Annotated in this window: 13 protein-coding genes and 1 pseudogene; 4 read left to right on the top strand and 10 right to left on the bottom strand. The window is 60.4% G+C overall.

Annotated features, from left to right (window positions below):
• Positions 1-228 precede the first annotated feature (228 nt).
• Positions 229-1,194: a DEAD/DEAH box helicase gene (locus V3587_RS29265; protein ID WP_283377586.1), complete on the top strand. Its 966-nt coding sequence runs from the start codon at positions 229-231 to the stop codon at positions 1,192-1,194.
• A gap of 48 nt (positions 1,195-1,242) precedes the next feature.
• Positions 1,243-2,006 (top strand): annotated as a pseudogene (locus tag V3587_RS29260) (3'-5' exonuclease); the annotation flags it as partial.
• A gap of 1 nt (position 2,007) precedes the next feature.
• On the opposite strand, the gene V3587_RS29255 reads toward V3587_RS29260, so the two are convergent.
• The 8 genes from V3587_RS29255 to V3587_RS29220 form a co-directional block, all read right to left on the bottom strand.
• Positions 2,008-3,942: a TerD family protein gene (locus V3587_RS29255; protein ID WP_161121786.1), complete on the bottom strand. Its 1,935-nt coding sequence runs from the start codon at positions 3,940-3,942 to the stop codon at positions 2,008-2,010.
• Positions 3,943-4,110: 168 nt separating this feature from the next.
• The gene (locus tag V3587_RS29250) at positions 4,111-4,917 is read right to left on the bottom strand and encodes a hypothetical protein (RefSeq protein ID WP_161121785.1); all 807 of its coding nucleotides are present in this window, start codon (positions 4,915-4,917) and stop codon (positions 4,111-4,113) included.
• Positions 4,918-4,967: 50 nt separating this feature from the next.
• On the bottom strand, positions 4,968-5,459 hold the full coding sequence (locus V3587_RS29245; RefSeq protein ID WP_095971505.1) for a hypothetical protein: 492 nt from the start codon (positions 5,457-5,459) through the stop codon (positions 4,968-4,970).
• Complete coding sequence (locus tag V3587_RS29240; RefSeq protein ID WP_095971504.1) at positions 5,456-6,310, bottom strand: ParA family protein; 855 nt, start codon at positions 6,308-6,310, stop codon at positions 5,456-5,458. The genes V3587_RS29245 and V3587_RS29240 overlap by 4 nt, the downstream gene beginning before the upstream one ends.
• A gap of 33 nt (positions 6,311-6,343) precedes the next feature.
• The gene (locus tag V3587_RS29235; protein WP_283377587.1) at positions 6,344-9,268 is read right to left on the bottom strand and encodes a Z1 domain-containing protein; all 2,925 of its coding nucleotides are present in this window, start codon (positions 9,266-9,268) and stop codon (positions 6,344-6,346) included.
• Positions 9,265-10,782: an ATP-binding protein gene (locus V3587_RS29230; RefSeq protein WP_283377588.1), complete on the bottom strand. Its 1,518-nt coding sequence runs from the start codon at positions 10,780-10,782 to the stop codon at positions 9,265-9,267. Before V3587_RS29230 ends, V3587_RS29235 begins: the two co-directional genes overlap by 4 nt.
• Positions 10,775-12,898, bottom strand: a complete 2,124-nt coding sequence (locus tag V3587_RS29225; RefSeq protein WP_283377589.1) for a hypothetical protein — start codon at positions 12,896-12,898, stop codon at positions 10,775-10,777. The genes V3587_RS29230 and V3587_RS29225 overlap by 8 nt, the downstream gene beginning before the upstream one ends.
• A 109-nt stretch (positions 12,899-13,007) precedes the next feature.
• Positions 13,008-14,108, bottom strand: a complete 1,101-nt coding sequence (locus tag V3587_RS29220; RefSeq protein ID WP_283377590.1) for an LLM class flavin-dependent oxidoreductase — start codon at positions 14,106-14,108, stop codon at positions 13,008-13,010.
• A gap of 296 nt (positions 14,109-14,404) precedes the next feature.
• Here V3587_RS29220 and V3587_RS29215 point away from each other — a divergent pair, with 296 nt between their 5' ends.
• Entirely contained in the window at positions 14,405-15,406 is a 1,002-nt protein-coding gene (locus V3587_RS29215; protein WP_058037188.1) for an MBL fold metallo-hydrolase, read from the top strand.
• Between the two features lie 42 nt (positions 15,407-15,448).
• On the opposite strand, the gene V3587_RS29210 is transcribed toward V3587_RS29215, so the two are convergent.
• Together V3587_RS29210 and V3587_RS29205 are read right to left on the bottom strand one after the other, a co-directional pair.
• A complete protein-coding gene (locus V3587_RS29210; RefSeq protein WP_003940649.1) occupies positions 15,449-16,369 on the bottom strand; it encodes a universal stress protein in 921 nt (306 codons plus the stop codon).
• A complete protein-coding gene (locus V3587_RS29205; protein WP_042447958.1) occupies positions 16,366-17,811 on the bottom strand; it encodes an amino acid permease in 1,446 nt (481 codons plus the stop codon). Before V3587_RS29205 ends, V3587_RS29210 begins: the two co-directional genes overlap by 4 nt.
• Positions 17,812-17,971: 160 nt before the next feature.
• On the opposite strand from V3587_RS29205, the gene V3587_RS29200 reads away from it, so the two are divergent.
• Complete coding sequence (locus V3587_RS29200) at positions 17,972-19,765, top strand: alanine racemase (RefSeq protein WP_161121781.1); 1,794 nt, start codon at positions 17,972-17,974, stop codon at positions 19,763-19,765.
• Positions 19,766-19,774: the final 9 nt, after the last annotated feature.

Genomic DNA, 19,774 nt, shown 5'->3' with positions numbered 1-19,774 from the left:
TCTCTGTCTCACGATCAATCACATCAGTCATAGTGGCGTATCTCCTTTCAGAGTTACACCGTTGTTCTTACAGTCCCCGAGGACCCGCAGCGCCGCGAGAAATCAGCATTATGGGCCGATCAAGAAGTCAACGAACTTCGATCGCAGTTGTTCGTCGCCGCACTCGAGTTGCATCGCGAGTTCCTCGGCCACGTACCGAAGCAGATGAGGCAGAGCCTTCATGGCGCCATGGACGTCGTGGGAGGTTCCGCGCCCAAGGACCTCGCTCCAGATATTGTTGCCGACGCCTGGCGTGCCTTGTTCTTTCTGGTGCCGCTGGTCTCCACAACGTTCGCGTCGTTCGACCGGGTATTCCGCGGACTCGACGCGGCAAGTCTCGGTTGGCTACTCATCGACGAAGCCGGGCAGTCGACGCCGCAGAATCCCGTCGGCGCGATCTGGCGATCACAGCGGACCGTCATAGTTGGTGATCCTTTGCAACTCGAACCCGTGGTCACGATCCCGTTTCGCGCTCAGCAGGCCGTTCGTCAGGAGTTCGGCGCGAGTGAAACATGGTTACCTGCACATGCTTCGGCGCAATCGATCGCAGACCGCCTGAACCGATGGGGAACAACCCTCAACAGTTCTGACGGGCCGATCTGGGTGGGCGCACCACTGCGAGTACACAGGCGATGTAAGGATCCTATGTTCACTGTCGTGAACGAGATCGCCTATGCCGGAACGATGGTTCACGGTGGAAACCCCAAGCCTCAGGACCCTCTTCGGCCTTCTCAATGGCTCGACGTCACGGGTCCCGCAGTAGGGCATTTCGTGCAGGCGGAGTACATACTTCTACTGCGGTGCCTAGAGTCATTGGTCGCTGAAGGCCAACCGATGAGCGAAGTGATCGTTATCAGCCCCTTCCGTGATGTAGCACGCAGACTCACCAACCTCCCAGAGAAATACCCGGGCATCAAGGCCGGAACAGTCCACACCGCGCAAGGCAAAGAGGCCGATATAGTCTTTCTCGTCTTGGGTGGAGACCCGTCAAAGGCCGGCGCGAAACGATGGGCGTCGTCGAAGCCCAATCTGCTCAATGTGGCTGTCAGCCGGGCGAAGCTGCGACTGTATGTAATCGGGGACCGCGCGGCGTGGTCTCAGCACGCGCGATTCGACGTTCTTGCCCGGGAGTTGGACCGAACCGGGGCCGCATGATCTGATCATCAGTCACTGCGTTTATCCCGAGTGGCCGACAAGCCGTGACTGGCCGAGCACGTCATTGTCGACGAGGCAAAAGATTTGCACGCCACTCATTGGGCCCTGCTGCGCGCGTTGGTCAATGAAAGGCCCAATGATCTTTTCATTACGGAGGATTCTCACCAGAGGATCTACGGACGTCCTGTGGCCCTATCGCGACTCGGCGTCAAGATCGTCGGTCGCGCACGCCGACTCACACTCGGTTACCGGACCACCGCACAAAACCTCAATTTTGCCGTCGGCATCCTGGCTGGAGCCGAGTACAAGGACCTCGAAACTGGCACCGAATCAACCGCGGAATATCGCTCGGCACGCAGCGGACCGATACCGAAGATGGTCGAATGCACTAATCAGAGCGACGAGCTCGACCAGGTGGCGCAGCACGTCTACGAATGGATCGAAGACGGAATCGTTCCCGAGACGATCGCAGTTCTCACTCGCAGCCATGATGACCGACTTCGATTCGTCGACGCGTTGGAAGAGCGAAGCGTGGAGACACGGGCCTTGGACAGCAATCCCCAACTCCTGGATACGTGCAGGTCCTGACTATGCACCGCTCGAAGGGTATGGAGTTTTCCCGCGTCGTGCTCGCCAGTGTCGATGACGCCAACATCCCGTCTGCGGCATCGTCGAAGGCTGCAACACCCGAAGATCGTGAGGAAGCTCTTCTGCGGGAACGCTCACTGCTCTACGTCGCCGCAAGCCGCGCCCGCGACGAATTAATCGTCACGTGGAGCGGCCAGAGATCTGAACTGCTAGGCAAGATCTAGGTCAGTCCTCGTCCACCTCGACGCCGTAATCGACTGCCATGACGCCGAGGTCGTGGTTGTGTCCCTGGCCTACTGCCCGGAGACGCCAGACGTCGCCGCGGCGGTAGATCTCGGCGAGCACCATGGTTCGTTCGACAGTTCCAAGATCGAGCACAAATGTGGCAAATGTTCCGTCGGGACCATCAACGCAGACCGATACGGCACCCAAATCGCCGAAGGTCCGTTCACCGTCCACTGCAGCCGCGATTACAACACGCTTGCATTCGGCAGGCAGAGAGTCGAGATCTGCACGAATACTCTGCTCGCTGTCCCCGTCGACGGAAAGCTCCACTGCGCCGTCCTCATCCACGGTGTTGTTGTAGAAGACAAAATCCTGATCGGAATCAACCTTGTTCGCGCCGTCCAAGAGGAAGGCAACTACGTCAACGTCGAATTCGTCGCCGACATTCTCGGCCCGCCAAGCAACATTGATCGACCACGTCGGCTGAGCTACAGGGAGATCAACAACCTCGCCCCGCATCAAAATCGGTGCAGACAAGCGTGATTCGAGCTTCATGTGTGCCGGAACAGCGCCCGAAACCAGGGACTCGTTGACATCGGATTCCTTGATCTGCGGAAGCCCTCGTTCGATGACCCGTGCCATTCGTTTGTCAGACTCTGCGCCCTCCAACACCAAGACCTCGGTGACAGCGGTTGTCAGGTTGAGAGACGGCCTGGCACCCAATTGGAGAATGCGCGACCGCATGATCACACCGTCGAGGTGATTGCCACCAAGAATGAGCACGCGACGACCCTGCCACGCCTTCGCCTTCCGATTCGCGAGAGGCGATGCGGCTGCAATCATCGCGGGACGTGCAACGGAGTTCGGCTCAGCGGGGCGCGATTGTGCCGGCACGACGATCTCCGGAACCAGAGCGACTGCACGCTCAGGCTCGACGATCTCCGGAACGAGAACGACTTCCGGTGCCGCAGGGAATACTGGCACTTCAACCGGATCGATGACGACGGTGCCACCGTTCTTGAGCTCACCAGGGAGTGCACGTACCAACAACTCTTCGAGTTGCTGCTCCGAGATAACGGGAATCCCGTCTGCACCGGCCTTACGCACCTTGCTGCTCTGCGATGCCGCGTTGTCGCACACCACAACGCTGGTCTGGCGGCTCACCGAATTCATGACATCGAGTCCAGCCTCCGTGAGGCGAGCGGCCAATTTGATTCGAGGAGTTTGCGTCGACCCGCTAATCACGACCTTCATACCCTGAACCAAGCCGTACGCCATATTCAGGCGTCCAGGATTGGTGAACGACGACGGCACCCGCTTGATCTGATCAGGATAAACTGCGACGCGGCGATCCTTGCAACTGACTACAGGGAGCGGGAGCTGCAGAGAATCTGCCAGGGATGCACTCCGCCCGAAGATCTCGACAAGCACGCGGGCATCGTCGTACGCGTCATGTGCGTTGAGTTGCTCGATCTTCCAGTACTCGGCCAACGTTCCGAGCCTGTGGTTGGGCACGTCGAGTTCCAGACGGCGCGACAGTGCCAATGTACAGAGGCGTTTTTCGATCGGAGTTCCGAAGCCAGCTCGCTGAAACTCTGCGTCCAAGAAGCCGTAGTCGAATGACGCGTTGTGAGCCACCATGGTCCGGCCCGAGAGCAACTCACCGAATTCCTCGGCGACGTCTTCGAAACGCGGCGCACCGGCCAAGCGGTCGGGAGTGAGGTTGTGAACGTGGACGGGCCCCGGATCGCATCCCGGATTGAGCAGCGTCGAGAACTGGCGCTCTACCGATCCATCCTCACGCAGGACTAATGCGGCGATGCTGAGCACACGATGCGACGCCGACCGCATTCCTGACGTCTCGACATCGAGAACGACCCAGCGGTGGTCCGCAGGCAGACAAAGCGTCTCGGCGTGGCTCAACGCACTAGTCATCGAAATTCCTCCATCAGAAAACTATGCAAACGATCGGCTCGGTGGTCGATTGACATCGACATCATTCCTGAACCGTCCGACAAAATCGTATTACGAGATACTGACAGTCTGTTGGCCCTATCGAAATGGCCCGATCAAAAACCGTCCGGAAGCGGCCCCCGCACTAATCTAGCGAACACTCATAGCAATCTTGCGTTTGGAATCAGATGAAAGTTGAGTCTCGATAAAGTCGTTCAACCGTTCCGGCGTCGTTTCGACGCGGAGCGCGACTTCCAGGATCGACCATGTGTCGTAGTTATCTTGTTCTCCGAAAGTTATGACACCGACTCCATGCTCCGCTGCAACACTTCGCACTGACAACAAGTCATCGGCCAAGGAATCTCGGCGCACCTGTGGAATATGCAGCAATACATAGGCATGGGTGGCACTCCTCCTGTGCGCTAGCGCCTCGTAAACCGCCGTAACATTGATCTGATCAGCAGTCTTGACCTCGAATGACACCACTTCGATGTACTTGCCTGGGAGGTAGTCGTACTCCTTCAGATTGATGGCGACGATGTCAGGGCGGGTCCAGCGACCGCCGGTGGAGCGCCTCCCTTGGTCCGAGGTATCTTCGACAACAATCGAATTCGAGCGAGTCTCGCGGCTCCATGATTCACGAAGCGTGTCGACAAGTGGGCCGTACAGGTGACGTTCTCTAACCCGCGCGGGAATACGCACCCCACCAACCGATTCAATGACCTGGCCTGCGAGTTCAATTCCATCGACTTGGTCCGGCGCGCGGCGCAGAGTTCCCCCACCACCAAGCCCCGCAATCGCGGCCTGTTTCCGGATCAACCCTTCACGAGTTTCCCAGTATTTTGTCTTCCTCCAACGTAGAGCTTTTCGGGTAGTGATATTCCCCTGGGCAGATCCGTCCTCAGGCAATGCTTGGTAGAGCGTGTATTCGTCGGTATTCAACTGAAAGTCGATCACTGCGGTCTCCAATACGAGAGGAAATTAGGACATCTCTGTTTGAAGTGAAATCAGCGGAACGCACTCCCCTTCGAGGTCAGTGCCTTCACGCGCTCGACAGTCCAGATCGCAAGCACATCCACCTTGCGCTTGCGACCCGTCTCCTTGTGCGTATCCATTTCCTGTTCCGCAATGATGTCCTTGATACCGTCTGCGTCGAGTGCCGAAAGACGCTCCAAGAGAGCCTCTTCCCCATCGAGCTTGAAGACCTCGAACGGGTCGAAAGCCCCCGGCTCCCGCTTCACCTTCGGAGCCGCCGCACGACGGCGCGGCGCCGGTACTGGGGCAGCTACTGCAGCGGCGGATCCATCGGCCGGAACCGCAAAAGCCTCTTCGATTGCCTTCGCGAAACGCGGGGTACGGGCAGCTTCCTCCGCGACTACCTGAACCAGCTTGGCCAGCAACACCGATGCCGAGGCATTAGTTGCACCCAACTTCAAGAGCGCAGCACCGGTCTCCTGAACCTGCACCCGACGACGCGCCTCATCGATACCCGCACTCATAGCTTCGCCTGCGCTTCCGTGAGAATGTTCTGCGTAATTGCACGCATCTGATCGAACTGACCTGCATTGCCGTACTTCACCTTCAAAGTGCTGTACGGGTGAAACTCCGCCGACGCGGCAATCTGATTCGACTCCGCGAGATATTCCGGCAATACGTGAGGGACGTCGGGATCGCGTCGAAGATTTCGCACAGTCGTGCGGTGCACCGCCGAGTTGGACTTGTACTTGGTGATCACCAACCCAAGTTCGAAGAGTTCCCGACCAAGTTCCTTGCCGAACTTCGCGATGTGCGTCTGGATCTGCGGAATGCCGTACGTGGAGAGCACATCCGGGATCGTGGGGATCACGTAGCCGTCAGCCATGGCCAATCCGTTGAGTGTGATCGGCCCGAGATTCGGCGGGCAATCGATCAGAACGTAGTCGTAGTACGGCATCACCGGGGCGACGGCATCCCTCAACAATTCAACCGGCTTGGTGGAGTTCCGATCAGCAACCCGAAGGGCGCTGATCTCCTCCTGCAGCTCGATCAAATCGAGAGATGAGGGAAGCAGATCCACACCCGTCACTCGCTTGACCGGCGAGACTCCGCGCTGAATCGAAGCTTCGAGATCGAAGTTCGACGTGCCATCGACAGCGTCACGGAAAATGGTTGCGCTGGTCAGCCCTTGCTTGTTGAGTTCGAGCCAGTGATCCTCACTGATCATCATCGTCGTCAGATTGATCTGCGCATCGAGGTCGATCAACAGCACGCGCTGACCGAATTCGAGCGACATGAACTCGGCCAACCCCGCGGTGATCGTCGTCTTACCGACGCCGCCCTTGAGGTTGATCGTCGCAATCGTCTTAGCCATCAGAACCCATTCCTGTCTCCCACCACAACACACCTAGTTCGCATCGACGATCGCCCCTGTCCCTGACTGCTTCACCCGAAAACCGATTCGCCCCAACGGCTCCGCCGCGTGCGGAAGCGCGTACGAGAACAACGTCGCAAAATCGCGCGAGTCCACGGGACCAGCCTGTGCCCGTTTCAACTGACGAGGAGCCGGATCGTTCGCCAATACCAGAATCAATGCACCGCGAGTCTTCCGATGAAGTGCACCCGCAAGCGGTCCACCGTTCTTCTTCGGGCTGCCCGCAATGTGCTCGATCGCATCGCGCTCACGGACGGCCGTACCGGTGAAACCTGTTCGGTACTCGCGTTCCTGACGCTTGCGATTGACGATCGGAAGTTTCTCGTGCCAACCCTTGATCTCGATCGGCTCCCGGGTCTTGGGGTACGGCAGCAGAACTGCGAAGTCTTCGAGCAATCCGGATTCGATTGCGGTCGAGAGCGCTTCGCGGTGGGGACCGAAATCCCACCCGTTCGCCCACTCGAACTGGTCGACGGCCTCTAACACCACATGGGCCGGGACAATGCCGTATCGCGCAGTGAACGATCGCGAAACATCATCCTTGTCAACGAAATTGAAGGACCCTGTTTCGCCCAACGACTTCAATAATGGTGCAACCGCGTCGAAGTGCCGGGCGTTGATCGAACCGTCGCCTCGCGGGGGCTGCATCGTGAAACTAAAACTTTCACCGCCCATACCGCGATAAACCAGATCGGCGTTGAACATCTTGTTTCGAGCCGTTGGCCTGAGCCACGGCAGCTGCTGAAACACCATCGGCGGCACATCGCGTGGAGTGACCCACGGTTCGCCCTTCTCGTTCACGCCGCTGAACCTGGTGAGCTCGTTCCGGAACTCCTGCTCGTCCCGAACGATCGCCTCGAACGCCTTGTACATGTCGTAGTCCGCGCCGGCGGGTCCGCCAACCGTGCGGCCGATGAACAGGCGCACCAAGTCTCGGTACCCGGGGCGGAATCCGAACCATCGTCCCATCTGCATCAATGTGTCAGCTTGGCCCGTTCGACGCGTGTAATAAGTGATGGTCAGGCCCTCGACCGTGAAGCCGCGACTCAGCTTCGTGCCGCCGACCAGAATCTTCCACACGCCGCGTTCCTGGAAATCGAGGGAATCCTGTTTGTAGTCCTTCTCGGCCGCACCGTTGACCACGATAACGGGGCTGGTTCCCTCGGAAATCTTGTCGTAGGCAGCGCCGATGAATTCCTCCAACTCGGCAAACGAACCAGGATTCTCCAGTTCACTGCCCCGAGCCGCACTCACCACCGCAAAGTCTTCGGCCCAGAGCTCGTCCAGCCGGGAAAGACTCTTGGCCTGGCTGTATCCGGCCGATTTCCACAAGGCCTTGAAGTCGTCGGCTACGGCGTCATGCTCGGCCTGCTTCACCGATTCGTGCACCAGCATCGTGTGGTGCCGATACGGCTTGGCGCCCTTCGATTCCCGGAATAGCTTGATCGCCCCCGTCAGGACAAACGAGTCGAGCGCTCGCAACTGCTCGGCTGAGCGATCCTCGTCGCACTCGGCCCGGAGATCCCGTACGTACGCTTTCTGGTTCGAATTGGCCGGAGTCTTGTCGTCGTCTTCGAGATCGTCTAGATCGTGGAAGTCCGCACCACCCATGTACGGGCCGGGCCGCTCGAGACTGACGATGAAGTCCGAAGGAAAGACGTTGACGCTGTCTTCCGGATCGACAAACACATTGGCAAAAGGTGTTGCGGTGTAACCGATGTACTGGGCACGCTCGAGTAGACCGAGGATCTCAGCAATCTGACCGTTGATCGCCGTCCGCTCGACCTGCTCGGTTTTCATCTTCTTCGGATCGATCGTGTTCACCGATGCCTGATCGGCTTCGTCGTCGATGATCAGGGCAGGAATCTGATCGAGTTCGGTCGGCACTTTCTTCAGATCGGCCACCAGCTTCTTGAGGCTGGAGACGTTCTTCTTCACGACCGCGATGCGAATATTGCTGGGGTACAGATTCTTCGGATCATTCAGCGGAAGGGAGTGATCCACGGTTTCGAAGTGCAGTGCGCTCAGGCCCGCGAGCAGGCTCTTGTAGTCAAAGGTCGAGGTGGTGAGTCGACGGATAGCCGGGATTTCATTGGTCTTGTTCGGATCGATTTCGTGTTCGAGAAAGTTCCCGTTTCGCCAGTCCTCGTCGTTGGCGTAGTCGTCATCCACGCCTGCACTGATGTTTTGACGACCGACCAATTCCATGTCGAGGCGTCGCTGAGTCTGGCTCCGGAGAATCTCGATAGTGCCGGTCAGAACGATGACCAAGCGGTACCCAGCGTCGATCGCCTTGGCCACGACGCCACTGAAATTCGCCGTCTTCCCGCTCTGGACGTAGCCGACCACCAAACCTTTGGACTGATACGGCTCGGGCCGCGTCGGATCCGCAAGCCGGTGCACAACTTCAGTCGTTGCAATGTCCAGCTTTCCGATTGTCGCCTCGTCCCAGTTCTTGTCGGCTAGAACTCGCTTGTAAGCGCGCCAATAGAAGTCGTGCTCGCGCCGGCGCTCGGAGGTGTACCAGGGGTCCCACGGCTGCTGAGCAGCAATGACAACCGGCCCACCTTCGCGAGGGAAGTGCGCATCCATCTCGGCGTGGGCGTCGACCGGCAATCCCAACAAGTCGTAGATCCGAGCTCGCCGTTCCGGGCTCTGCGGAACAGTCGAGCCCACCCACGTCTCAACACTTTCCGCATCCCACTGCCGGAGACGCGAGGTGAGCGCCGTTCGTACACCGACAGCACTCTCATCGAGGAACACATCGATGATGTCCGCGATGGTCAGGCCGTCCGGATAGCTCGCTCGCAGGCGCGCGTTCACCGGGTACAGCACGTTCTCGGGCGGAAATCCATCGCCGAGTTCACGTGCAACCGCACGGAATACTTCATCACTCACTGCACTACCTGCTCCCGATGCGCTGCCACTGCGGAAATCAACACTTCCTGCCACGCCTGCATCTTTTCCCTCTGACGAGCGCCGATTCTCGTTCCTTCGAACATCTCACTCACCAACAGGAAGACAAGAGTCTTGAGCACCGGAGCATCAGCCGGGTCGAGACTGCGACGTCCGAGCAGATCACGCCGAAAACGCGCATTGACCCACAAAGTTCGAGTCTTGAGGTCGACTTCGAAGAACTGATCACGCGCCAAGGCCCGCCAACCCACCGCAACAGGATCATCACCGACGCTGAATTCGAAGGCGTCGCTGAAGGAATCGAGCACGTCTTCCGGAAAGCCGGATGCCGGCTCGATGACGCTGATCGGCCTAGGTGCAGAACTTCGGGCTGCTCGCACGACGCGCTCGGCATCGGTCAGATACGAACGGAATCCACCGTTGCCATCCGTGAAGACGGCCCCGTCGACGGCAGCCGACGCAGTGGCGTCGAGCGTCACCCCCGATTTCTCGGGATTGATGGTGATGTTCTGCAGCAGAGAATCGTTCAGATCGACAGCAATTCGTGCCAATCCGTAGTCCGGTCGGCCCCGCACTATCGCGTTCCAGCCGCCGATCTGCAGGAGTCGATCGTGCCGATAGAAGTAGAGCCCCTGCTGGTCGCGGCCGGGGGCGCCGTGGATGCGAAATTCCGGTGCATTGCTCCGGGCGGGCCACAGGTGAGCTTCGGCGGTTACTGTGGCACCGGCGATCGACACGGTAAGTGTCCGAGGGTAGTTGGGGTCGCCGGTGCGCGGATACCGGAACGGGTCGATGGCACTGACTGTGCGCAGCGCGCCGGCGCGTCCCGCTTCGACGTCGAAGACATCCACAGTCAGAGCGATCCGGCCGGATTCGATGAGACGGTGAAATACGATGCCGAGGTGACTGCGCACGTCGTTGATGGTCTGTTCGAGCCAGCTGGTCTGCTCGTCCGCGTGCGCGGACATGAGAAATGTTGTGATGCCGCGCCATTCGACAACAGTTCCGGTGTTGAAGGGAAAGCGGGGCGTGACTGCGTCGAAGAATTCTTCGGCTTGCCGGTCCTCGATCACCGAAACTGACTGACGCCCCTGCACTGAGGCCGAGTCGATCTCGCGGCCCTGCGTCGGGTGCCCGGACTTTCGAGACCACACTCGGAGCAACCGAGCCTGACTCAACGACGCCGCCTTCATCCCTACACCGAAATGACCCAGGTCCCCGGCGGCATAGTCGCGTCGGCGGCCGTAGGTCATCGCGGAATCAATGGTGTCACTGTCCATGCCGGAGCCGTTGTCGATCACCATCATCGACACGATCCGTGTGCCGTCCTGAACGAACCTGATCAGCACGTGGGAGGCCTCGGCGTCGAGGCTGTTGTCGATCAGATCGGCGAGCGCTGTCGCGATGGTGTGGTGCAAGCCGATGGCGCCGGCGAGGGACTCGTCCGCAGCAAGGATCTTGGTGCCCACTATGCGGGTGTCCGCGACGTCAGTCATGGGATGCATCCTTACCCTCTACCTCGTCGATTTCGGATGCTTCGCCGCGCCTCCATGCCGCCTCCAGGAAGTCCAAAACCACGTCTTCACCACGATCTTCGTACGCGCGCAGTATCTTTCGTGGACGGTCTTCGCCGTCCAGACACACGGCTTCGGCGAGAATCCGCACCACATGTCTCTCGGCAGTTCGCAATGGCTCGCGATTGCCAACCTCTGCAAGTGCCTGACGTAGTGGGTCGATGTCAGAGTGAACGATCGCCGGTCGGACCACGCGGAAGGTTCCGTCTTGCCACAGCTCGAGCAACACGTCTTCGCCCTCCACAGCGGAGAGTTCACGCAGGAATCGGCGGATAGTGCCGAACGTCGGCTGCGCTCCGGTCCATCGAACTGCTTGAACGCCGAGGTGACTCTCCAACTCGATGTTCGCGCCGCGCGCACAGCCGGCAGCGACCGCGACACCGGCGGGTACAGCAAACCCGGAGCCCCGCAGATGATCAGAGGTCACGGTCAGTCGATACCGCCACGTACTACCTGACCGGTACAGGCGGCGAGTCAACTCTGGCGTCTTCGCAGTGTTGCGTGTCCGCTTGCGCCGGACTATCCCGTCACCACCAATGTTGAACTCACTGGCTTCTTCAGCCTCTCCCGAAGAAACCGATTCCTCCCCAACGGAATCCGCGCTTCCCCAGGCGTGCAGCCGCCACACTGCGCCGTCGAGCGCCACGCGATCGTCGGCCTCGAGCGCGCGCTCGATCGACCGGTCACTGCGATCGGACTTCAGCAACTCCACAAGCTCCACGACGGACTTCGGCGATCCGACGGCTTCGAGCGCGCCGACTGCCAGATCGGAGATCCGACGCGCACGCGTCAGCGCAGAATCCGCCACTACGACGACCCCGCACCACGCAAGCCACTTCTCCAGTTCGCCGCGTGACATCGACACAACTTCGGCGACGTCGTCGAGTGCAACTACACCGTTGGGGGACTCAAAGTCTTCCAACAAGGTTTGAGTGCGTTTCTTGGCCGCCGCGACGCCCGGAGCGGCTGCCCAACCGTCAGTCACCTCGAAGTAGTCGTCGAGACGGTCCAGAACCAACCACAGCGGAACTCCGTAACCAGGCACCTCCGCCGCGATGCTCGGATGCACGTCGAGGAGGCGATCAAGCGAAGCTACCGGCTGAATCTCGACGCGCAGGCTGGCAAGCAGGTTCCCCACGGCTGTCCCGAATCCGCACGCCGCGTTGAGTTTGGCTTTCACGTCGGCCTCGATCTGCCCGACCCGCCCCGAGCCCACTCCGAGCTTGGCTCCGATCGCTCCCCTACGCTGCGGCACTCGCGCTACGATCCGCTCACGCAACACCAACGACTCCCGCTCGTCCAACTGGGAGAAGAGATTGTCGATTTCGTCAATCGCGTCGGTACGGTCGGTGTCGGGCAAGTCGTTCGGCGTCAGAGCCGAGATCCGGGCGGCGACTTCCTGAATCGAGGCCGGAGATTCGTCGTCGATCTCGACGGTGACGAGTGGTCTGCTGTCCTGACCTCGGACCCGTCGCCACATAGCAAGCTGAGCGAGATCGTCGAGCAGCGCTGTGATCGCGGGTGGGGCACCTGCTTCCTCAGTGGCCTCGACGCGGGCGAGCGGAGTCGTCATGACCGCACAGACCAACAGGTTGAGCACTATGTCGTGCACCGTCTGTTCGCTCGTTCCGCGCACGCCGAAGATCTCAGCGGTCGTGTGCATCAGCAGTCCGCCGATTGCTTTGTCGGTGGTGAGCCGAGACAGTGCAGTCACTGCGCGACTATCCAGACTCAACGCCTCCAGCGGGAGATCTTCACCAAGTAGCGGAAAGCTCGCTCTTAATACCGCTGCCGCGTGGTGAGCGATGTAGAGGGACGCCAGCTCGGAGAGAACCTTCTCGAGATCGACCTCGAGAACAGTGAACGACGGCGCTTCGCTGAACCACCAATCAGGTGACGGTGCCAGCGGCTCGAGCAGCGCAGCACGATCGGATACGTAGTCGTCCAGCCAAGGAAACAGATCGACCCACAGCGTCTGACTCAGCTCGTTCGCGGGAAGCGAGTTCACACCCAACGTCAACGCACTACTCCCACTCACGGATACCTTCATTGCGGTCAAAACCGACCGCGATGTCGGTAACAAGTTACTGCAGCTCGTGAGCGGTCGCAGCGCCGGACCCGCTTACCCGACAGTCAGACTTCTCCGCTCAGTCGACGGCGGTGAAACCCTTCGCCCGATCTTTGTCGGCCGAGGTCCACAGCGTCGTCGACAGTTCGGCCTTCACCAGCGGGATAACCTCTTCCGCAAATCGGCGCAGGGTGTCCTTCTGCTGCTCGAAGTCGAGCACGTGATTGACCGACACCGATTGGAAATCGTGGCCGTAGCTCTCGTGATAATCGAGGATCTTCTCGGCGACTCGCTCCGAAGACCCGACCAGCGCCGGCCCACGGTCGACGGCTTCCTCGATGGTCCGGAAGCTTGTCGACTTTCCGACCGCTTTGGGATCGTGCTTGCGTTTGTCGGCCTGCGCAACGGCGCCTTCGTAGATCGGACGGAACTCTTCGATGGCCTGCTCGGTCGTGTCGGCGAGGAACAATCCGCCCGAACCCGAACCGACATACGCCTTGGCCGGGTCATGTCCGTACGCCAGGTACTGCTCGCGGTAGTGGTCGATCAGCACTTTGTAGTTCTCACGAGGCTGGAAGGCGTTGGCGGTGACGATGGGGTCGCCCCACTTCGCCGCCAGTTCGACAGCCTCGAACGAGGTAGCCGATCCATGCCAGATACGGAACGGGCCGTCATACGGACGCGGTAGCGTCGTCGCGTCCTCGAGCGATGGTCGGTGAGTACCCACCCACTTGACGTTTTCCTCGCTGATCAGCAGTTTGAGGAGTTCGTAGTTCTCGGTGAGGTACTCGTACTGCTTGGTGATGTCCAGACCGAGCAGCGGGTATTGAAGGACCTCGTTGCCCTTGCCGATCACAATCTCGAGGCGTCCCCGGCTGAGCTGATCGATGGTTCCGAAATCTTCGGCGACTCGAATCGGGTCGAGTAGCGACAGGACGGTGACACCTGTCGAGAGCAGGATTCTGTCCGTAGCCTGCGCAATTGCCCCCAAAATGACGGTTGGCGCCGACGAAAGAACCGGCCCGGCGTGACGCTCGCCCACCGAGAACGAATCGATACCCAACTCTTCGGCAAGAACCGCCAGTTCGACGACGCGGTTGAGCCGATCGGACGGGGCAACTTCCTCGCCGGTCACTGGATGGGGTGGGTTGAAAATGATGTCCAGAACCTGAAAACGCATGACCCGTCTTTCTCGATAACCTCACAGCGCGCCTGTCCCTCGGAGGCTAGTGCGCGACTCGTCGACGGATCGGCCAACCGAGGACGTCCCCAATGCAACCAACGTGCGAAATCTTCTAATCAGCAACATCTTTCGACTCAAAGAGACCACTCGGTCGATAAAACTCTCACCGATCCGAAGTCGACCGAAAACATGCCGAACTCCCGCCAGGCAGGACCTGTGTCACCAACCAAACGAGCGCACGGTAAACATGAAGTACTAAGAGTGCGTTCCCTTATCGTTAAGAGGTACTTGTTATGAACGGTGCGGCGGCCATCGGTGATGGCATATTCCAGATTCCTGTCCCGATCACGGACAACCCGCTCGGGCACACGCTCGTCTACGCCATGGAATCCCCCGGCGGACTGATCTTGGTCGACGCTGGTTGGGGCGACGACAACGGCTGGCAGGGCCTCAACGCCGGGCTCGCCGAGATCGGGCATTCGGTGACCGACATCGAAGGCGTCGTGGTCACGCACTTCCATCCGGACCACACCGGACTGTGCGGACGGGTCCGCGAGGCGTCCGGCGCCTGGATCGCCATGCACGAGGACGACCACTACCTGTTCGATCAGATGGCCACTGCGCGTAACGAGGAGTGGATGGCGTACCAGCTCGACAACATGGAACGTGCCGGAGCGCCCGCAGCTGACCGTGATGCCTTCCGACTGGCTGCCGCGGGTGAGTCTCCGGTGGGCCCCGAGTCGGCTCCCGACCGCCTTCTCGCGGACGACGAGATCATCGCGCTCACCGGCCGCGGCCTCCGCGTTGTCTACACCCCCGGCCACACGCCTGGTCACGTCTGCTTCTACCTCGACGACGCCGACGTCATGTTCACTGGCGACCACGTCCTGCAGAAGACGACACCACACGTCGGCAACTTCGTGTACCCACTCGACGAGCGTGACGCCCTCGCCGATTTCCTCGACTCGCTCGCACGGGTGCAGAACATGAACATCACCCGCGGTCTCGGCGCTCACGGCATTCCGATCGACGACGTCGGTGGCCGCGCCGGCGAGCTGATCGAGCATCACCAGGAGCGACTCGATCACCTGCTGCAAGAGTTCGCCGACGACAAGCTCACCGTGTGGGACGTCGCGGCAAAGATGAAGTGGTACAAGCCGTGGGCCGAGATCTCCCCGATGGGAAAGACGATGGCGTTGTCCGAAGGTGCAGCTCACCTTCGCCATCTGGTTGCCCGAGAGCAGGTCTCTCAGGTTCCCGGCTCCGAGCCCGCGCTCTTCGCTCGCTCCGTCTGAAAGATCAGGGCCGACAAGCACTCCGCTCGTCGGCCCTGATCTCTATTCCGCTTCGGCCTGATCGACTATTCGGGTCGACGCCGATCGCGGCACCACTACCACCGGAACCGGTGAGTACCGCACGATCTTCGCCGCCCGACTGCCGAGGAACACCCGCGCCAGTGGACCTGCCTTGCTCGAGCCGACAGTCAGAACGTCACCTCGGTCCCACTCGACGCCCTCGAGCGCCTCGGCCCAGTTACGACCATGGCTGATAACCGATTCCATGACGTCGGGTATTTCGGGCAGTGCACGCACGCGCTCGAAGGCAGCGTTGGTCTCGCGCTCGACCACCTCGGCCCACTCAGAGATGATCGGTGAATCCCCCTCGGTCCCGAGCGTGGTCGTGTACTGCGCGTTTGCGCGAACTGCAAACGCCGCCAGTCTGAGTCCGGCATCGACACGCGCAGCCACGGTCGCGGCGGCGAGCACCAGATCGTCTTGATCGGGTGTGCCCGAGTATGCGGCGGTGACGCGGCGAACCACCTCACCGGGCTTGGTTCGAAATCCCCTCGGCGCCAGGGCGACCGGAACGTCGGAGCTGTGCAGCAAGCGTGAGGTGACACTGCCGAGAGCCACGTGACCGAACACCCCGGCCGTAGACGAATCCAGGACGATCATCTTGGCTTCGTGCTCGTGAACGAGATCGAGCAGGCCACTCGACGTCGACTGAGCCTCATGCACGACATAGGTTACGTCGACGTCGGAGGGCATGTCTGCCCGCGCTTTCGCCAGTGCCGCTTCGGCTTCGGCTCGCAATTGCTGGTGGTATTCGGCGTCGACACGCGCCATCCCGGGCGGTGGCGGCGAGGGAATCACCGCGCAGATCACCAGCGGTTCACCGGACGAACGCGCCAACAGCGTTGCCAGATGGACGGTTCCGGAGCTGTCACCGTCGGGTGCGTATCCCGCGAGCAACGTCATGACTCGGACTCCGATCCCAGTTCGGCGCGGTTCTTCGCCCCGAGGCGCGAGTGCTTCATACCGTAGGCGAAGTACCAGATGATCGCGACGGTCACCCAGACGAGGAATACGTAGATCGTGACGGTTCGGAGGTCCTTGATGATCCACAGGCAGCCCAGGATCGAGAGGATCGGCGTCACCGGATAGCCGGGAACTTTGAAGCTGCGCGGCAGGTCCGGGTCACTGCGCCGCAGGATGATGACCCCGACCGAGACCACGAGGAAGGCCACCAGAGTTCCGATACTGGTCATTTCGGCGAGGAAGTTGATGGGAATGAAACCGGCCAGAATGCTGATGACGACGCAGACGATAATGGTGTTGGGCACCGGCGTCAGAGTCCGCGGGTTCACCTTGTGGAAGATCGACGGAATCATGCCGTCGCGTGACATCGCGAACAGAATGCGGGTCTGACCGTAGATGACCACGAGCGTGACGCTGCAGATCGAGATCACCGCACCGGCGGCCAGAAGTGTTCCCGGCCAGGTAGATCCGGTCACCTGTTCGAGGATGGCGGACAGCCCGGCTTCCTGACCTTCGAACGATGCGGAATCCTGTGCACCGATCGCCACGGCGACAACGGCGATGTAGATCGCGGTGACAGACACGAGCGCAATGAGGATCGCGAGAGGGAGATTGCGACGAGGGTTCTTCACTTCTTCGCCGGCGGTGGACACAGCGTCGAGGCCGATGTACGAGAAGAAGATGATTCCGGCGGCGGACATGACGCCGCTGAATCCGAACGGTGCGAAGTCGGCGAAGTGATTGCTGTTCCATCCGGCGATGCCGACCACGATGAAGAGCAGCAGAATCGCGAGTTTGATCGAGACCATGATGGCGTTGGCCTTGGCCGATTCACTGGCGCCGCGAATGAGCAGAATACCGCACAGGCACACCAGGATCACTGCGGGCAGATTGATGATGCCGCCCTGCTCCGGCGCTTGTGACAACGCGTCGGGAATCTGGAACCCGAAGAGGTTGCCAAGCAGCTGGTTCAAGTATTGCGACCATCCGACGGACACCGCCGCGGCCGAGACTCCGTACTCGAGAAGCAGACACGCGCCGACGGCCATGGCCGGAAGCTCTCCGAGCGTCGCGTAAGCGTAGGAATACGACGAGCCCGACGCTGGGACAGCTCCGGCCAACTCCGCGTAACAGATCGCCGTGAGTCCCGCGACGATACCGGCAACAACGAAGGAGATGATCACTGCCGGACCGGCAACCGGGACCGCCTGCGAGAGGACGAAGAAAATACCGGTGCCGATCGTGGCGCCGATGCCGAACATGGACAACTGCGCCAAACCGATACTGCGGGTCAGCTCACCGCCGTTGGTATCTGCGCCGGTCTCCTGGTCTATCTGCAAAGCCGGCTTGCGCCGAAGTACGTGTTTGACGAGAGTAGCCATCGACGCTCCTCTAGAGTGCCTGGTAGGAAACTGTTGTATCCTCATACTGCACGTAAGTGTCCTGCGACACAACAGTTGGAGCAAAGTTGCACAGCTCACGCCAACCGTCCGGTCTGGAATGCCCGGATCGTGAACCACCTTCGGAGAAAACGGGGAGATCATGACCGGACCGACCATCACCGTCGACCTGCGTCGTATCGAACAGAATGCGCGCGTCCTCGTCGAAGCGTCCAATGCCAAGGGTATTGCGGTGGCGGGCGTCAGCAAATCTACATGTGGCTCCCCCAAGGTGGCGCGAGCAATGGTCCGCGGCGGCGTCGCACAGATCGCCGACTCCCGCCTGGACAACCTGGCCCGCATCCGCCGCGACGGCATCACCGTTCCCCTGATGCTGATCCGCGCACCGTCGTTGAACGAGATCGACGACACGATCCGCTACGCGGACATCAGCCTCAACTCGGAGTTGACGACGATTGTTGCTCTGGGCAGAGCAGCACGGGCGCGAGGAGTAATCCACGACATCGTGCTGATGATCGACCTCGGAGATCTCCGCGAAGGGATCCTGCCGGCGGAGGCGTTGGATGTAGTCGCCGAAATCCTTCCCATCGAGGGCATCAGACTGATCGGAATCGGCGCGAATCTCGCGTGCGTCGGCGGCATCCAGCCAACCGTCGACAACCTGTCGAATCTGGTCTACCTAGCCGACGAAATCACGAAGCGGTTCTCGATCGAACTGCCGATCGTTTCCGGCGGCAATACGTTCTCTCTGCCACTCCTCGAGACCGGAACGATGCCCGAGGGGATCAACCATCTGCGTTTGGGTGCCAGCATCGTTCTGGCCGAATCACCTACTCCCCCCGGACTGTACGAACTGCTGAACAACGACGCCTTCACTCTCACCGCGGACATCATCGAGGCCAAGATCAAGCCGTCGCGGCCGTATGGAGTCTCAGGGGAAGACGCGTTCGGCCGACGCCCCGTCTTCGACAACGAGGACAAGCCGAGCCGACGCCTGATCTTGTCCATCGGCCGCGAAGACATCTCGCCGGAAGGCTTGACCCCGATAGATCCGCGCCTGAAAGTGATCAGCGCCAGCAGCGATCACCTCCTCGTCGACGCCGGAGAAACAGGTGACGAATACCGACTGGGTGGCACGGTCGACTTCACGATCGACTACGGCGCGCTCTTGATGGCAATGACATCGCCCTACGTCGAAAAGCGCTACGTTCTGGGCACCGAACCGATCGATGCCAATGCGACCGTCGAATTGATCGACCTCGAAACTACCAGCCTGGCAAGCCATCTCCTCGATCACGGTCTACGTGAAGACATGTCCGGAATCGGTTTCGACTGCATTCAAGCCGAGAATGCCGCTGCGGATCTCACAACGCTGCCGCTGTGGCTCACTGCCGAAGCCTGGCAGAACACCAGAATTCCGATCGCCACCGAACCTGGAACCGATTTGGGTGCAATCATTTTCGCCTCCCACGGTGACATCGAACAATTGCTGTCGTCGGCGGCGGATCTGCACGGCCCCAGTTTGGAGAACACCGTCCTGGTGGGCGTCAAGAACGCCACGGTCGATCACAAGCGCGCACTCGACGAGTACGGGGTATTGCTGGTGACGATCGACGAGATCGATCGCCATGGCATGGCGGCCTTGATGCCTCGCGTTCTCGCCGCGGCGGGCCAGGGTGTGAACGGCGTCCACGTCCACTTCGATCTGGACATCATCGACGGGCGTGTTCTCGGCGTCGACGACACGACACATCTGGGCGGCCTCACATTCCGAGAGGCCCACCTCGCCGCCGAATTCATCAGCGAGACCGGCCTGACGAGATCGATTTCGATCGGCAGCGTTGCGGCAGCGGATTCCGATCCTCTCGGCCGTCAGGCGACCTTCGTCGACGGACTGGTTGCATCGCTGCTCGGGCGCAAGGTGGTCAAAGCCTGACGTTGTCGG

Origin of the sequence: Rhodococcus sp. IEGM 1306, from assembly GCF_036541985.1 — a bacterium.
Lineage (GTDB): Bacteria > Actinomycetota > Actinomycetes > Mycobacteriales > Mycobacteriaceae > Rhodococcus_F > Rhodococcus_F qingshengii.
The sequence above is the reverse complement of the archived record's forward strand: the minus strand, read 5'-3'. Positions and strand labels throughout refer to the sequence as shown.

Coding starts and splice junctions, on each gene's coding strand:
- V3587_RS29210 (WP_003940649.1), bottom strand. CDS start 16,369: ATGACGTTGCTCGCGGGATACGCACCCGACGGTGACAGCTCCGGAACC.
- V3587_RS29240 (WP_095971504.1), bottom strand. CDS start 6,310: ATGGCTAAGACGATTGCGACGATCAACCTCAAGGGCGGCGTCGGTAAG.
- V3587_RS29200 (WP_161121781.1), top strand. CDS start 17,972: ATGACCGGACCGACCATCACCGTCGACCTGCGTCGTATCGAACAGAAT.
- V3587_RS29215 (WP_058037188.1), top strand. CDS start 14,405: ATGAACGGTGCGGCGGCCATCGGTGATGGCATATTCCAGATTCCTGTC.
- V3587_RS29265 (WP_283377586.1), top strand. CDS start 229: ATGGACGTCGTGGGAGGTTCCGCGCCCAAGGACCTCGCTCCAGATATT.
- V3587_RS29220 (WP_283377590.1), bottom strand. CDS start 14,108: ATGCGTTTTCAGGTTCTGGACATCATTTTCAACCCACCCCATCCAGTG.
- V3587_RS29205 (WP_042447958.1), bottom strand. CDS start 17,811: ATGGCTACTCTCGTCAAACACGTACTTCGGCGCAAGCCGGCTTTGCAG.
- V3587_RS29230 (WP_283377588.1), bottom strand. CDS start 10,782: ATGACTGACGTCGCGGACACCCGCATAGTGGGCACCAAGATCCTTGCT.
- V3587_RS29245 (WP_095971505.1), bottom strand. CDS start 5,459: ATGAGTGCGGGTATCGATGAGGCGCGTCGTCGGGTGCAGGTTCAGGAG.
- V3587_RS29255 (WP_161121786.1), bottom strand. CDS start 3,942: ATGACTAGTGCGTTGAGCCACGCCGAGACGCTTTGTCTGCCTGCGGAC.